The 16,050-nt window shown below is 58.0% G+C and carries 9 protein-coding genes; 7 read left to right on the top strand and 2 right to left on the bottom strand.

The features are described 5' to 3' along the window. Nucleotides 1-17: 17 nt before the first annotated feature. From KYE_RS07810 to KYE_RS07775, 7 genes are all read left to right on the top strand, one after another. On the top strand, nt 18-2,054 hold the full coding sequence (locus KYE_RS07810; protein WP_039881920.1) for a hypothetical protein: 2,037 nt from the start codon (nt 18-20) through the stop codon (nt 2,052-2,054). After that, nucleotides 2,051-3,013, top strand: coding sequence for a hypothetical protein (locus KYE_RS07805; protein WP_039881919.1), 963 nt, complete (start codon nt 2,051-2,053; stop codon nt 3,011-3,013). Before KYE_RS07810 ends, KYE_RS07805 begins: the two co-directional genes overlap by 4 nt. A gap of 9 nt (nt 3,014-3,022) precedes the next feature. Continuing rightward, nucleotides 3,023-6,817 carry a hypothetical protein gene (locus KYE_RS07800; RefSeq protein WP_008172098.1) on the top strand — a complete coding sequence of 1,265 codons (3,795 nt, stop codon included), beginning with the start codon at nt 3,023-3,025 and terminating at the stop codon, nt 6,815-6,817. Continuing rightward, nucleotides 6,814-10,659, top strand: coding sequence for a hypothetical protein (locus KYE_RS07795; protein WP_008172097.1), 3,846 nt, complete (start codon nt 6,814-6,816; stop codon nt 10,657-10,659). The genes KYE_RS07800 and KYE_RS07795 overlap by 4 nt, the downstream gene beginning before the upstream one ends. Nucleotides 10,660-10,673: 14 nt before the next feature. Continuing rightward, nucleotides 10,674-11,390 carry a sulfite exporter TauE/SafE family protein gene (locus KYE_RS07790; RefSeq protein WP_008172096.1) on the top strand — a complete coding sequence of 239 codons (717 nt, stop codon included), beginning with the start codon at nt 10,674-10,676 and terminating at the stop codon, nt 11,388-11,390. A 311-nt stretch (nt 11,391-11,701) separates the two neighbouring features. Beyond that, entirely contained in the window at nt 11,702-12,931 is a 1,230-nt protein-coding gene (locus tag KYE_RS07780) for a hypothetical protein (RefSeq protein ID WP_008172094.1), read from the top strand. A 45-nt stretch (nt 12,932-12,976) separates the two neighbouring features. Beyond that, entirely contained in the window at nt 12,977-13,387 is a 411-nt protein-coding gene (locus tag KYE_RS07775; protein WP_008172093.1) for a hypothetical protein, read from the top strand. Between the two features lie 80 nt (nt 13,388-13,467). Here the strand turns inward: KYE_RS07775 and KYE_RS07770 are convergent, their stop codons facing one another. Both KYE_RS07770 and KYE_RS07765 read right to left on the bottom strand, forming a co-directional pair. Beyond that, entirely contained in the window at nt 13,468-14,508 is a 1,041-nt protein-coding gene (locus KYE_RS07770) for a hypothetical protein (RefSeq protein WP_227497787.1), read from the bottom strand. Next, on the bottom strand, nt 14,505-15,989 hold the full coding sequence (locus KYE_RS07765) for a hypothetical protein (protein ID WP_008172091.1): 1,485 nt from the start codon (nt 15,987-15,989) through the stop codon (nt 14,505-14,507). Before KYE_RS07765 ends, KYE_RS07770 begins: the two co-directional genes overlap by 4 nt. Nucleotides 15,990-16,050: the final 61 nt, after the last annotated feature.

Genomic DNA, 16,050 nt, shown 5'->3' with positions numbered 1-16,050 from the left:
CAAGAAGGAAGCAAGCGATGCCTGTTGGTGAAGGAAAATTCAAGCTCTACGCCAAACTGAATCCGCCTCTTGAGGCGGGACTGTGGCGTATAAGGGCCAACCAGAAATTCTCAGCGCAAACGCCGGAGGCCAGTCTGGATGCCAGTGCGCTGAAGGTGGACGAGGAGAATATCCACCTCAGGATTCGGTCGCCGCGCTACATTCTGCCGCCTGATCAGATTCTGTCGACCTATCCACCGGCCAATTCTTTTGGTAGCTATGGCAGCCGCCTGCCACAGGTGGTCATCAAAAGGCGGACTCTGCCATGGGAGCGCCGCCTTGACGGTGCACCCGCCAATACACCCTGGTTGGCACTTGTGCTCATCGCCGAAGGGGAAGCCAGGCTGGAAACCGGCGTTGATGTCGCGAATTGCGTAACCGAGGGCGTTGAACTCGACGGATTAAAAGAAGCCGCCAAGGGCAACTGTCTGGCCATCAGAAAATCAATCATCGATAAGGTTTTTCCCACCAAAAACGACGTGGACCTGCTGGCTCATGCCCGGGAAGTAGACATCCACGATACCGAACTGATGATGGGTGATGATGACGGGTTTCTTGCCGTTGTCATCAGCAACCGACTGCCTGTGCCGGGTAAGGACGAAGACGGCAATGATGCCCCGGTGAAGTATCTGGCCTGCCTGGTGAATCTTGAGGGCCAATACGATGTGCTGTTGGATCGGTCCCCGGATCCGGTGCCGTCGTTCGTTACACCTTTCATGGTCAAGAGTACCGTTCACCAGAGTATGGCCAGTTACGACGACCATCAGGTGATGGGCACGGCTCTGGCTCCACGGGCCGCGGGAATCAATGCCGGTGACCTTCAGAATCTGACTCAGCCGGTGCCTCTGGCGCCGGGCGTCAAAGGCTCCCGATCGACACAATTCAAGTCCGGTGCTGCGGCAACTGCCGGCGCGGTCCCATATTCCGGCTCCGGTACCTGGGCCATCAAAAAGTCCAAAGGCTCCACTTCGGCAGACATTGCTCTCAATATGGCCGAGCCCTTTCGGGTGATTCAAACCTTCGAGGTCCTGCCTTTGGACCCCGAATATCGGTTCCCGGTTTTACTGCACTGGAGTTTCACCACGACCGGCGACACCACCTTCCGATCATTGATGGAAAACCTGGACTCCCGTCTGCTTGGCGATGTTGGGCCAGGTCAGAAATCCGTGAGTGGCCGCCTGCCTCTGGAGGTTGCCGAAAGTGGGCATGTCGGTCTGGGCCACCAAACCCGTGAGGGTGACAAGGTACGGTCCTGGTACAGAGGACCGCTGGTGCCGCATCCCACCCGAAATTCCAGTGCTGATCGACTGAAGCTGGCACACAGTTCAGACCAGCTACGAGTGGTTATACCGGATGGCCGGGAAGATCTGTCACTGGCCACTGCCTTTGAAACGGGCCGTCTTCTCACACTGTCTCAACCGTCCATCATCGCTTCGTTGATGCGGTGGCGACAAAACGACTATCACGCTGCCCGACTGAAGTCCCTGCTCATAAAAAACAGAACTCTCTGGGAGGAGGTGCTCGGGGCAAGCATTGATCAAATCGACATCCGCCATCTGGGCCGGCTTTCAGGGCGTTTCTTTGCCGATGCTGTTGTGAGAACCCCTGAAAAGTTTCTGGGAAATCCAATGCCCCAAGTCGGACCGGGACGGCCTCTGGAATTCAATGGTCAGCCCACCACCGTGCTTGCTCGGGGGTTGGGGCTGCCGCCGGCCTTATTCGTCGGCGACCTGAACAAAGTTTTCGAGGGTTTGCGGGGTGTCCAAGTGCCCAAAGAAGACCTGCTTACACGTGAACTGGGCAAAGTCGATTTGCGGGACACCCTGGAGGCGGATCTGGACCGGCAGCGTGTCGATCTGGTGTCCAGCACACTGTCGAATGAACTGATCAACGAACACCTGACCGGCCCTGCATTTCCGGTCACAGATCGCCTGATCAGAGAGGGCTTGAATGACAATCTGGATGTGATCCTGCGGGACCGCCCCAGAGATTTCACGGATGAGGACGAGTCATGATCAACAAAAACCAGGACATCCTCGAAAACCTCGGCCAGGAGCTGGAAAAAACCGCACGGGCTCCGCTCAGCGAATTCAGGATTGACCAAAACACCGCGATGCCCGCGGAGCTGAGGAACTGGTTAGTCAGCTTGCGGCTGCTCAACGGGGTTCCATTTGCCAATCTGGTGGCGGACTCCGAACTACTCCCGCAAGAATCGATTCGCTGGTTTTACATGGATCGGCGTTGGACGGATGCGTTGGTCCAGGGCGCGCTCAGCGTTGGCACGGTGAATAGTGACGACCGCATCCAACTGGATGCCCAATACAACGCCATCCGCGCCGAACTGGATACCGAAGAGCGCAACGTACGTCGTCGCACGCTCGCCCCACGTCTGACTGGGCAAACGGGTCCCATTACCGGATTTCTGCTTCGCTCCGCCGCCGTATCCGGGTGGCCGGGCATGCATGTTCGGGCTTTTGATGTAGACCCGGAGGAGGGCGACGAAGCCCGGTTCGAAGAGGACGATCCCCGACGAATCCGGCTGCTGCGTCTGGAAAGGTTGGCCCCCGCCGTTTTGCTCTGCCTGTTTGATGGTGTTCCCAAAGTTGTTCACCTGGAGGAACCGCGCCAGGGCGTCCAGTTTGGCTTCAAACACGAGGATAACGGTAACCAACGCTCAGCAACGCTGACTCCCCGCAGGAAGAGCGACTTCAGCTACCTCGACGTGGAGGACATAGATGTGCCGTTTCGCGTGGGGTCATCCGGTGTTGTTGATATTCGGCGGCTATCCGCGGCTCTGGCTGAGCATGATGAAACCGGCGCGGGCGATGGTCTGGATAGCGCGGAGTACGCCTTGCAGTTAATTCGATTCCCATGGCGGCAGGTGTTTGGGGAGGTTCAGGTTCCACCGATATCTGCCATGTTCCGGGCGACCGTGGCTTATGAGCCCATGGTTAACGCCACATTCAAGCTGTGAGGGGGCGCTATGTTCAAACACCTGTTGAAGAAAAAGACCCTCACGAAAGCGGTCTATGACGAACGATGGGCCTGGCTGGTTCGAGCGGATACTGACCTGGCCGCCGTCAATACCTGGGACCCGGATTTGCGGCGGAACAAACGCATCCTGGTTCCCATCGATGTTCAGGCCTATGTTGCAAAAGAATCCAACCCGGAGCCGTTGGTGTCCGTGACCGGTGGGCCTGGCGACCCTGCGCCTTTTGCTGAAGGGCAGGTGCCGGAAAATGGTGTTCACCTGCACTGGGCACTTCCCGATGCGCTCCTGAGGGGGGGCGAATCAGCTGCAGGCGGCGAGCTGGAAATGACAGAGCTTCCCAACCACTGGGTTGTGGTGCGAGCGCTTTTCCCCGTCGGGATTAAACGGCCCATGATAAGAGGCTGGGTGATCGATGCAAAAACCGCGAGCATTCGGCCTCTGGGCTCCTTTAACGGATCGAATTTCGGTACCTCGGAACAGCCTACCTATGAACCTCTGGACGGGACCGTAGGCGGATCGCCCCTCTGGACCGCGTCTTATCATGCCAGTGCCAATCGTTTCGCTTTCCATGATGCCCTGGAAGATCTGCCAGAACTTCGAAAGACCGCGAAAGACGGTTTTGAGAAAGATGCCGGTACCTACACCGTTGCGGGCTGGTATACGGACATGGACAAAGATCCGCTGGCGGTGGTTAGCAAAAAAGACTTGCTGGATGTGATGGCCGACCTTGGATGGTATCTGGATCCGGAAGCCGAGCCGCCCAGCAACGAACCGGATCTGGCCGTGTTGGAACGTCTGTTATCGAAAGGGGAGATGAAGCAGCCAGCTGAGGCAACTCCAACCAGTTTTGTGGCAAAAGGTCGCGTTGAATCTTTCACATACGCCGACATGACTCCGGAAATGGGCCTGCCGGTTGATAAAGCCTCCAAGTTGTTTATTGCCCAGAAATCTCCCACCTTCATGTCGCTTTTTCACGGCATGATTTCAGGCGTCCCCATCGGAGAGAACATGCCTGTCATTGACGAGCGCCCATCCTCAGAGGCGCTGTCGGTCGCGGCCGGGTTTGATACGGATGATCTGGTTACCGCGCTCGGCGCAGATGCCATTGGCGATAGCGTTTCCCAGAGGCGTGCCGCTGAAATGCTGGCCGCTGCCTTCACCAGCGATTTGATGGACCGTATGGGCACTCAGGACGGCCTGCGGGATATTGCCGAGCGAGAGCACGACGACATGTTCAGCTCTCGTCCGGGCAAACCCTTGCCTGCAGCCAAACTCGATCATCTGCGCGTTGAGGACTCCGCGTCGGTTAACGCAACTTCGGTCGGGCGAAAAGGGCGAGCCAGGATGAGCAAGGAGAGCACCGCCGAACGGGTGTCGCCGCTGCCTCGTTGGCGTGACAAAGTTGTCTTCAGCGAGGAAATGCAAGCGCCCAAAGCTCCACCAATCGAGCTCAAATCCGATGCGATTCGGGGTGCGCTCAAAGACCGGCGCACCGTTGAACGACCCGCACCCCGTCTTTTCATGCCCCAGCCCCCGTCGCTGGCCATAAAAGGTGCCAAGCCAAGCCTGCGCCATCATTATGACGGGCTCCACGATGATAATGGCCGTTTACGGTGCCGTTACCCCAATGAGGCGGTGAAAGGCATCAAAGGCGTGGTCAAGGCGAAAGACCTGGTGCCCACGCTGGGATCGGGCGCAATCCCGCCCGAAGTGTTGACCATCGTACGTGAAGCTCTGGTTCTGAATCCCTACTGCAGCCGCTGGCTGGCCAACGCTGCCACCGACAAGGACGAGGTTCGCCCGAAGTATCAGAGCCGCATTGAAGGAGAGATGCTCCGGCTCTACTCCGCAGATGGTCGCTACGACGGCAGCGGGGCGTACACCTTGTCTGGCAGCCTTGCGGATCCGCAAGCGCCGGGAAAGGAAACCTGGCAGCAATTCTCTTTCCGGGAGACGTCCCTGAAAAAGCAAATCACGGCTGAGCTGGCTGTTGCCTCTTACCTTGAGGGGCTGAGCCCGAGCCCACTGGGGGTTACCGCCTGGCGACAGCCCTGGGTGCCGCTTTGGCTGGAATGGCGGATTGAATTGGAGGGCTCGACTTCTTTGACTGATTGGCAGCTCGATGAACTGGACATGGTTCGAAAAACCGACGCCAATGATGTCCAGATGATTGAGATTGTTGGCCGTAGCCCGCTGCATCGGGGCCTGGGGACGGCTCTTCAGGCAGGTATCAGCCGCTGGATTGCGGCGGAGCAGGAGAGGGAGGCCACAGGCGATACGCTGACGGCATCCCAGGAAAACACATTGAATACCCTGGCGGATTTCATCAAACCCCAGGATCTGGCGTCGGCCTCTCTGGATGGGGTCAGGGAACAACTCCTGGGCCTGAACTATCTGGGCGGATTCTTCTCCACGCCTGGCGCCGATGACCGGCCAGAGGTTATTGCCGATCCTTTGACCTTGTTCGGGGGAACCATCTCCTTTAAGGCGCTTCGTTTGGTGGATGCATTTGGCCGTGTCCTTGACGTGCCTACCACGGACATTCAAACCACCACACCCCTGGAAATACCGGATGATACCTCTGCCATGAAGATGCCACTGCGCATCCAGGGGGGCGGGCGCTGGCTTTTTCGGTTGGTCGATCCGGCCTACCAGGGCGACCCGGCACTGGCTCCTGAAGCCTTTGTGAATCAATTGGAGCCAACCCTGGCGGTTAACCCTGTTGCCGGCTTTCTGTTACCTGACCACATTGATGAATCTCTCGAAGCTTTCGATAAGAGGGGTAATCCATTGGGCCAGATCAGTCATCATGAGCTGACCGGAGCGGTCCGCTGGGAGCCAGCTCCGGGGAGGCCCTTGCCCCCGGGCGCTGGGCCTATGGCCGATCTGCCGCCCGATGCAACGCCCGTGGGCAATCTTGTTTCCGGGGTGATCAGAACGGATGTGCAGCATCGGAAGGGGGAGCTACCGACTACCGAAAGCTCGCTGACAGGTTTGCTGAGGGCAATCGACACCACACTCTGGACAGTGGATACCTTCAGTACCTTGGGGTCATCATCGATTGCCGGCCTGGTGGGGCGTCCCATCGCTGTGGTCAAGGCGACACTGAGGTTGGATGTACCCGACGATCTTGACGATGTGCGAGTGGATTCAATTGAAACGGCGAATACCCGCAAGGCCGCGTTCGAGGCGCTCCGGGATCAGGCGTTTCCGGTACGGCTGGGCGATCTCCAGCGCAGCGACGATTCACTGCTCGGATATTTTATTGATGACAACTACGACCAGTTCCATCTCGTCGACAAGTCCATCGGTGCGCTGGCTAGGGAGAGCGGTCGTCGCCGAGGGCAGTTGGGTTTGCTGGGCAAGGTTCATGTTCCGGATGTCCAGCCACTGGACCATCCTTATCTGGTTGACGAGGATCTTTTCTACGTCCGGCCCGGTACCTGCCATACGCTGACGCTGTTGATGCTGCCTGCTGGCAAGGTTCACCTTACCTCCGGCGTTCTGCCGAGAAAGTCACTGGCTCTCAATGACGCCTGGATCAATGATGGCCTAAAGCGGGTTATCCCTTCTGTTCGGGTAGGTCCGGTGCTTGTTGATCCTGAGGAGATTCGGTTACCCAAGGTCAATCTTCTGGGCGAGAAGCAACAGTTCACCCGTCGGACCGGCCCCTTGACCTGGCGAGACGACCCCATCGTTGCCGCGACGCAGTCAGCACTTCTGCCAAGAACGCCTCACGAATTCCAGGAGGGCTGGATTCGGATCATTGAGGAGGATCAGTCATGAGTGATGTACCGGTTGATCCTACTCTCGCTCAGGAACGAGCGCTTGCACGGCGCCGCAAGAGGAAAGCCGAGAAGCGAAAAAACGCGGTCGCGAGGGATAGCTTCTTAACATCAATTTCGGGTTCACCCGACAAACAGGCGTTGGCGGCCTCCATGAAGGCGTTAATGGAGCGCGAGGGTATTGGTCCATTCGGCGAACCTCCGGCCCGAACGTCTGCCCGTTCTTCGGCTGGCCTGGGGCCCGCCCCCATGGCGTTTCCCGCCAACAATACCAATCGGTGGGTGCCGATCGGGCCCTCGGTGGTTCGTCAGGGGCAGGCTGAGGGTAGGCCGCGAGTGTCTGGCCGGGTTCGTGATCTGGCCGTAAGCCCTGATGGCCAACGCGCCTACGCAGGCACGGCCAAAGGTGGCGTCTGGTATACCGGCGACGGTGGCGCTACCTGGGAACCCCTGGGGGGCTGGGCCAACGAGCCCAGGCGGTTCGGTGGCAACACCAGCGCATTCGCCTGTGGGTGTTTACTGGTGAACTTCGGTGCCAACGCCGGTGCTGATTTTGTGATGGTGGGTACCGGTGAATTCGACGCGATGCAGGGTGTTGATGGCGCTGATGCAATTCGCGGGGTTGGCATTCTCGCCGCATCAGGACCCGCCGCCGGTGCGGTCAGTTCGGACCCCTGGGAAACTGCGACGGGCATTGCCGCTCTGGAGGGCGTGTCGATAACACGCATGGTACGCGTTCCCGGCTCCGCACCCGGAGCTGCCGGAGATCGTGTGATCGCAGCCACTTCAGGTGGTCGGGATCTTGGCTGGAACATCCAGGGCGGCGGACTTTATCTGGGCACTCGATCCATGGTTGGCGGTAACCTCTCGTTTACCTGGTCAGCCCTGCCGTTGCCTGCCCCCGCGCCATCGCCGCCCGCAAACGGGGCCGCCATGGCCCCGGTCAATCGTGCGCCGACCGATTTGTGTTATGTCGGAAATCGTCTGTTTGTGTGTTTTCGAAGCTCAGGCATTGCGTTCTCAGACGATCACGGCAACACCTTCAACTGGATTACGCAGAACTTTCTTCCGGCACCGACTGTCCCGGCCACGGGAAGGTTGGATGGAAGAATGAGCATGGCGGTGAATGATGACAACACCGCTTTGTATATTCTCGGTGAGGTGACCACTAATCCCGCCGGTGGGAATCCTGTGCCCCATATCTGGCAAATAGCAAATCCGGGTGATGCTGCGCCCATTGCCAACCCATTGAATAACATTCCATCCGCCGCCAATCTCTGGCCCGGGCAGCGTGACTATGATCAGGCCATCGTCGTTACGACCCGGAATACGGCTCTGGTTCCACCGCCGGTACGGACAGACCGGGTCTATATCGGCGGGTCGCTCATTCAGGTCAATAACTGGAACGCGTCCATTTGGGCTTTCGACGTGAATGGCAACAACCTCGTACCGTCTCCGGGCGTTTCCGATCAGCCAGTCGGCACGAACTCAGGAGCCACACAGCCTGGTCTGATCGGCGATGCAGTTCACCCGGACGTTCATTCTCTCAGGAAAGCCACCAATGCAGATGGATCCCGGCAAATCTGGGTGGGTTGCGATGGCGGCGTGTTCGTTTCCCTGCGCGATGGCCAAACCAATACCTTCAGCAGCCGAAACGTGGGTCTTGCGTCCATCGAATCTATCTTCAGTGCCAGTCATCCCACCTCCAGCCATTTTTCGATGCTCGGTTGTCAGGACAATGGCCGACAGGTCCGGGTGGGAAGCACCGTCTGGGAGATGAAGACGTCGATGCAGGGCGACGGTGGTGGGGTAACGTTTCACCCGGTTCAGTCCCACTACGTGATGGGGCAATTTGCCAATGCGGATTGGGCCTGTGACCCGGCGGGCCGATACCGAGCGCCGTGTAATCTGATCAACAACGATCCGGAGTCCAATGCCAGTAACTTCTATTCGGGTATCGATACTGTTCGACGTGCGGCAGGGAACCTGGGAAGGGTAGCGCTGGGGACCAACAGGGTTTGGGTGACCGACAATCTGGGTACCAGCAACCCGAACACGTGGAGAGTATTACCCATAACCGCCGCTGGCACCTTTGTGCAGTGGCGGGATGGCCGTCCGGGCAACCGAACCCCGAGCACTGCAGCCAACATGGCCTTTGGGGTACCGCCAGCAGGTTTTGGGCCGGTGGTCACGGTGAAATGGGTCGATGAGCGCACCCTGTTGGCCTTATTTAATCAGGGGGTTATCCGTTACAGCGAGGATCCCGGTAATGCGGGGCGTTGGACGTCAACCGCGTTGATCGGCCCGGGCGTTGCGGCGCCGGCTGCGCCACTGGTAACACCGCAGGCTACGTTTTTCACAGATATTGCTCCAGTTCCGGGAACCAGCGATTTCTATCTCGTGACAACCGGCCAGACCAATACCTGGACACCGGCGGTTCCAGCTACGCCAACATCCGCAGCGGTGGCGGCCGTTTCGCCAACCGCTGCTGCAGACTCCTGTTTTTATTACGATGACGCTGCTGGCGGTTGTCGGCTGACAGGCCTGGGTCAGGCCCTGCCACCCATGCCCCCTCTCGCAACCAGTCCGATCGACCCGGCGTATTCGGTTACGGTTGACCCGGCGAATCCCAATACCGTGTACGTTGGAACTTCGACTGCGGTGTGGACGGCAACCAGAATTGCGGGTAACGCCCACGGACCGTGGCAGCTGTTCGTGAACGGTCTGCCGGAAGCGGTCGTGCAGGACCTTCACATCTGGCAAGATCCGTCCGGCGCGGGCACGTCGCCGAGGTTGATGAGGGCCACCTTGCAGTCCCGAGGCGTTTGGGAGGTCAACCTCGCTGCAGCTGAGCCCGCCCGAACCTATGTGCGCGTGCACCCGAGGGATGACCGTCGCATGTTCCCGACCCCCATGCAAAATCCGCGTCTTCGTCCCGGGGCAGCGGCAGAGCCTTTCTTCTCAAGTCCGGATATCGTCGTGCGGCCCGAGGCCCCAGTAGGGACAACGCCATCGTTCCGGGGAACCAACATCTGGAACGGAAACCTGCGCTACCAACTCTGGACGTTCCAGACCGCCTTCCGGTGGATTTACCCCAGCGTCATCCCAAATGGTGAGTGGAGTGATCAAATGGGTGATCTCGTTGAGCGCCACCGCCGCTTGAGAGGCATCGCAAACCCGGGCGCAAGACGAATAGATGCAGCCTTGTGGGCTGACGTCATGGCCAACGCACTTGACGAGAACGGCTCGCCGGGTGTTTACAGGGCACCCTGGCAAAACGCAGCCGTACCAGCGTTACCCGGTTCGGAGATTGACCTGATGGAAACAGTGGTACCCCGGCGAGTCAGGAACTCAGTCTGGCAGGTATACCGCGAGCGAAGCACCGTTGATGTGTTGCTGCACCATCGAGACACCCGGCCGGTGGCAGCAAACGGAGCGTTTGTGGTGCTGTTATGGCGTTCCGGAGCCTCTCAAAACACATTGCTGGGAACCGATTGCACAAACCTCGTGCCCTTTGTCCGCAGCCTGACCGGCGGAGCGCCGCAGCCAACACCTCCGGGATGGAACGTGGCGCTGGCGGCTGACGGCACGCCATTGAACCGTTTGTCGGTTGACCTGGCTGCTCGAATGCCACGAGCCGTGTCAATCAACGTGGACCTTTCCGGCGTTTCGACCGGTCATCGGATACTGCTCCTGGCTGTTGTCGGCTCAACAAACGATGTCTTTTCGGCAGTACCAACGGGTCCGGTTACCTCCGTGGAAAATCTGGTGCGCAACTGGCCCCATGCTGCGGCCCGGGTTGTCAGCGTCTGGCCTCGACCCGGCAATCAACTTTTCCCTTAAGCAAGGACGCACCGATGGAACTTGATGCGATATCTCTGATCCTTCTGGCCCTGGCCATCCCGGCGTCGTTTATTGTCTCCGCTGCAGCGGGCCTCGGCGGTTCCCTGATTCTGGTGCCCGCCATGATGATGGCCATCGGTACCAAAGAGGGGATCGCCGTGGCTGCTTTGTTGTTGGCCTGCAACAACGTTGCGAAGGTGACGGTTTACCGGAAAACCCTGCCCTGGAGGGCCTCCGGCGCCGTCATCATCGCAGTTCTGCTGGGCACCGCACTGGGCGCGACTCTGATGCTCAAACTGCCAGAGCTATGGATTCGGTATGCCGTTGCGCTGGTGATTGTTGTCACCCTCGTGTGGGAGTTTTCGCCCTATCATCGCGCGAAAAAAGCCTGGGGGGTTGGGCTAGCGTTCTGTTCTGGCGCTACCTCAGGTATTTCAGGTACTTCGGGGCCGCTGAAGGGCGTTGCACTTCGCAGCCTGCAGCTTGAGCGTTTTTACTTTGTGGGCGCCGCCTCTCTGGTGTCCCTGGTCGGCGACACGACCAAGGCCGTGGTGTTCAGTCAGTCCGGCTTGCTGCAAATCGAGCATCTGGTTCTGGCAGGTACTCTGGTCCTTGTTATGGCGGGTTGTACCTTGCTGGGAAGAACCATCAACAGGAAACTGGGAGAACGCTGGTATAGCGTTCTGTTCTGGACCGTAATGGGCGGCTATATCTTGCGACTGGTGACATAAATGGCGGACCCAAAAGAGAAGAAGGGAGTGGGAAAACACCATTCCTTGACTGACCAGGCACCTGAAAAGCAACCTGCACGAGACGCAGCCGAAAAGGTGGCCTCCGGACAACCGGCAGAAAAACCTGATTTCGATCAGAAAGATCAAAACATTTCGCCGCGTCGAAAGGCGCCGGGGCCCGGCAAAATCTCTCGTCCGTCATCGGAAAGCCAGCCGGAGCCGGAAGCCGAGGGAGGACCGGGTGAGCAAACATCGGCACTGCCTGAGGCCGTCATCGACGAGGGTTCAAAAGGCCGGAAAGGCAAAAAGCCATGACAGCTATCGTCGATACCAAGCGGTTGAACAGTGGCGACACCGGGGGACAGGCAGCTACAATCCTGGAACCTGCTCTTGCATGCTCCGGCAAACGCATTATCGTCACGGGCAACTGGTTCTGTTCCCGAACCACCGACGGTGGCGACAACTGGGTGTTTGTAGACCCCTACACGGAATTGCCTCCCGCAGGCGCTGGATTCTGTTGCGATCAGCTCATTCACTACTGCTCTGCCAGACGGCTCTGGATCTGGCTTCTGCAGTTTTCCAAGACCACCCAAGGAAACCTGATTCGTGTCGCTGTCAGTTCATCCGGCGCGCCTGGTACATGGACCTGGTGGGATACAACTCCGACGGACATTGACGAACAGTGGTCGGGGACCTGGCTGGATTACCCCGATCTGGCCGAATCAGATAACCACCTCTTGCTGTCGTTCAACGTTTTCAGCACAACCACAGACCGCTGGCAAAGAGCGGTGGTGTTACGACTGTCCCTGGATCAATTGAAGGCGCGTGAAGCGATCTCCCGGGAAGCCTGGTCAACGGAAGAATTCGGATCTCTCCGTTTTTGTCGTGGCATGGGAAGTACGGCGATCTTTGCCAGCCTGAGCTATTTTCAGCCATCTATCGAGGTGTTCCGATGGCCTGACGACGAAGAGGATGTCTCGCAAGTTTCCGTCGCTGTGAGGCATTGGCGCGACGGCCCTTACGCAAAACCTGATGATGCGACAAGTCAATGGATGAATCGCATGGATGATCGCGTTCTCGGAGCGTGGGAGTCAGGCGGTGTTCTTGGTTTCGTCTGGGTGGCCTCGGCGGATGTTCAGCACCCTTTTCCCTTCGTACGCGTGGTGAGAATCAGGAAGAGTTCGAATGAGCTGATTGATGAGCCCGATCTGTGGAATTCGGACCGGGCCTGGGCTTATCCGTCAGTTTGCCCGAACCAACGGGGCGATGTGGGCATAGTCGCGGTGTGCGGTGCCGGAGGCCGCCACCCAACGCTGGGGGTCGGGTGGCTGGATGACAGAGAGTCGAATGCTTTGCCAAACTGGCAGATGGCCCTGGGCGATGCCTCTAGCCACCAGCCCCACGCTCGAGCATGGGGAGACTACCTCGATATTCAGCCAGACCCACGCCGTAAAACCTACTGGATGGCGTCCGCCTTTACTCTTCAGGGAGGTGCGGGAAGGGCAAATATTGTTCCGCAGGTTCTTACATTCAAGCCATAAAACCATTGGCTGTCTGAACGTTATTTTTGTGGGAGGAGCAATGCCATGTATCGCTGCGAGTATTTTGCTATTCACGAGTTGGTGCCACCCAAGGTCTTCCAAGAATGGGGGGAGAAAGCCTGGGAACTGTTGGACGAACGGCTCCTTATAACCCTTGACCGTCTGAGGCGGAGATACGGCCCCATGACGGTTAACAACTACTACTGGGGCAAAGAAAGAGAGTGGAGCGGGCTGCGTACCAAAGACAGCCCATTTTACTCACGCTACAGCCAACATACTTTCGGTCGTGCGGCAGACTGTCTCTTTGCTGAACGAGCCGCTGAAGAAGTACGCCAGGACATTTTGAGCCATTCAACAGACCCTGATTTTGAGATGATTGGAAGCGTTGAGTTAAACGTATCGTGGCTTCACTTTGATGTTCGAAATTGTCACAGGATAAAGACGTATCAGCCATAGATAACGAACGGTTTGTGCTTAATGGGCGAGTCCATGCCATATTGGAGGGACGAAAGGGTCGCTTGCCTTATTGTTTCTTGTCAGAAAATGGGCTCACCAGTCGCCTTGACCGCGTAGAAGAGGCAATCACTCTTCGCAATCACCGGATTGGTGGTGATCATAAAGGCTTTGATGGCCTGCGCGGGGAAGATTTGCCCCTCTCTGACCTGAAAAACCTGCCCCATGTTCTCGGTCCGGTTATGGCCGATGGCGTTGAGTACGCTGAGGCCTTTTTTTCCAATCCATCCCAGCGGCTCATTTGGCGATACGATCCCGAAATTTCGGTGTTCGATGTCTGGTGGTAAAGTGAGGTCAGCCCGGCCGGAGGGTTCAGGAAGATATTCTATGGTTGCTTCCGGAACCAGCTCCACCCGAATCGGATTTCTTAGTACCTCCACGTCCCACTCCGCCTTTTCGAGTGATAACACGTCTGGCCTTGAGGCATACCGCACGAGGCCCTCATACGCCAATTGATGGGCCTGATCATCTTGGGACCCACCACATTCGATGGTTACCGTTGGGACTTCCTGCTCGGAGTATTCCATCAGGGCGCCGAGGCGAAGATCTGTCATTATGAGGCGGTCTGTGAACAGAGAGGTCAACGCCTGGTGGGCCGCATCATTGGTGATGGTCACCGCGAAGGAGGGGCCCGTGCCTGAGGTGTTGTGTACGTCCAGCAGGCACTCTGGTTTCACTTTGTGCAACTCTGCCAGCATGGCCTTTGCGATCGCACCTTCTTCTCCCTCAAACGGCTCTTTGAAACACCGGTTCAGATCACGTCCTTCCGACAACTGGCGCAGTGAGAGCATGGGTGGGATCTTCGCCGGGTAGACGCCTCCCAGCAGAAACAGCATGTTGACATCGGGGGTATGCTGCTCAAGTAGCCACCTGTGAAGGGCAAACAGACCTGAAGGCTCATTGCCGTGAAGCAGCGTTGCCATGGCTCGGGTCCGGGAGCGATCACGACCGGCAACACGAATAATCGTGGGCTTTTGTAGCTGGTCCAACCACTCAAGGGCGGAGCGGCCCAGGGTCCGGGGCGAGGGATCATTCAAATAATCAAGGACGTTCGAGTTACTCACGGCGACAATGTCCATTCATGGAGCGGCGTATTTGTCTTCTGGTTGGCCATGTACAGGGAGAGCATGGTCTGGAAGGCCTCGTCGGGGCTCAGGGATTTGAACAGGGATTCGGTGATTTGGCGTTGCCACCGGGCGCCCGACATGGCGGTTTCAATGCGGCCTTCGATAATTCCCAGCAAGCGGTGAATTTCTGACTCGTCCACGGCTGTTTGTGCCAGTGCGTCCCGGGCGCGGGGTAGCAGATCCCGGGCCACGTTTAACAGGGGCGTATCCTGCAACTGAACCTGATTCTTGTGTGGCCATATGATTTCTGCGCCAACGCCATATTTCGCGGCGCGGTAGAAGTTGTGTTCCGTGTAATGGAAGGGAAGTATCGACGTCAGATGATGAATATCATCAAGGACTGCCAGCGCAGCGCCAATTATGAACAGCCCGTTCGCACACATATCAGCAGCCGTAGGGCCTGCGGGCATTGAGCGAATCTCGATGCGCAGGTGGCCGCCTTCGGTATGGTCGTAGATGGCACGGTTCCAGGGCCAGGTGGTTCCCTGGTGCAGTCGCAGTTCAGCCAGTTTCGGCACATCACCGCGATCAATCACCGCCATCGGGTCTTCCTCCGACATCAGTGGAATGATGGGCGGATAGAGCGATGCCGAGGCGGCAAAGAGTTCCCAGGCGCTGCGTGTCCAGCCATTGCCGTAGTATACCCGTGGCGGATGGCGCCAGGTTTTATGGTTGGGCGATCGGCTGTCGATGGATTGCTTGAACAGGGCAATGCGGGTTTCGTCCCACAGGTGGTGGCCGAACAGGCTGGGTGAATTGCTGGCCAGAGCGAGGACAACCGGCGTGACCAGTTGGACCGCATTGAAGTAATCGGCAAAACGGTGTGCGGGCACCCGCCAGTGAAGCTGGAAGGACGTGTTTGCTCCTTCCATATAGACGTCGTCAGCTTCCAGATTGATAACGTCGTTACCACCAATATGGATGCTGAATGGCTCTCCCCGTTGCTGGATCAGCGCTTTGGATAACGCATGATAGCGGGGCTCGTCTGTCATTGCCTTCGCACCCATATCAGACTGGCGAAGCGTGGGCAGAATGCCGATCGGCACCAGTTCTCCATCCAGTGATGCGGCGTGCTGGTTGATCCGTTGGATCGCAGAGAGCAACTCCTGCTCTGTTCTGGCGAAGGGAGAGCCCTTGAAAGCCTGGGGGCTGAGATTGTATTCGAGATTGAAGCGGTTTAGCTCAACCGTCAGTTGAGGGTCCTGAACGCGGGCGGCGATTTCGGTGTTGATAGGTTGAACGCGCAGGGCCGGGTTTACGATGTAGAACTCTACCTCGGCTCCGATGGAGCTTGCGCCTTCGCCAAAGCCGGGCCTGTTCAGAAGACGAGTAAGTGCCTTGAGATCCGTCCTGACCTTGGCGGCAAAACGTTCAAACTCTTCCGGCGCAAACTCTGTTGTCTTGATCGACAGTCCCACGGCAACGTCTTCTCTAGCGCTGACTTACCTTGATAGTAGTGGAAGATGCGCTGTACACCAC

It is taken from the genome of Marinobacter manganoxydans MnI7-9, from assembly GCF_000235625.1.
In the GTDB taxonomy this organism is placed as follows: Bacteria; Pseudomonadota; Gammaproteobacteria; order Pseudomonadales; family Oleiphilaceae; genus Marinobacter; species Marinobacter manganoxydans.
This window is presented reverse-complemented; position numbering and strand designations above follow the sequence as displayed.

Excerpts from the sequence above, each read along its gene's own strand:
- KYE_RS07810 (WP_039881920.1), top strand. The coding sequence starts at position 18 with ATGCCTGTTGGTGAAGGAAAATTCAAGCTCTACGCCAAACTGAATCCG.
- KYE_RS07805 (WP_039881919.1), top strand. The coding sequence starts at position 2,051 with ATGATCAACAAAAACCAGGACATCCTCGAAAACCTCGGCCAGGAGCTG.
- KYE_RS07800 (WP_008172098.1), top strand. The coding sequence starts at position 3,023 with ATGTTCAAACACCTGTTGAAGAAAAAGACCCTCACGAAAGCGGTCTAT.
- KYE_RS07795 (WP_008172097.1), top strand. The coding sequence starts at position 6,814 with ATGAGTGATGTACCGGTTGATCCTACTCTCGCTCAGGAACGAGCGCTT.
- KYE_RS07790 (WP_008172096.1), top strand. The coding sequence starts at position 10,674 with ATGGAACTTGATGCGATATCTCTGATCCTTCTGGCCCTGGCCATCCCG.
- KYE_RS07780 (WP_008172094.1), top strand. The coding sequence starts at position 11,702 with ATGACAGCTATCGTCGATACCAAGCGGTTGAACAGTGGCGACACCGGG.
- KYE_RS07775 (WP_008172093.1), top strand. The coding sequence starts at position 12,977 with ATGTATCGCTGCGAGTATTTTGCTATTCACGAGTTGGTGCCACCCAAG.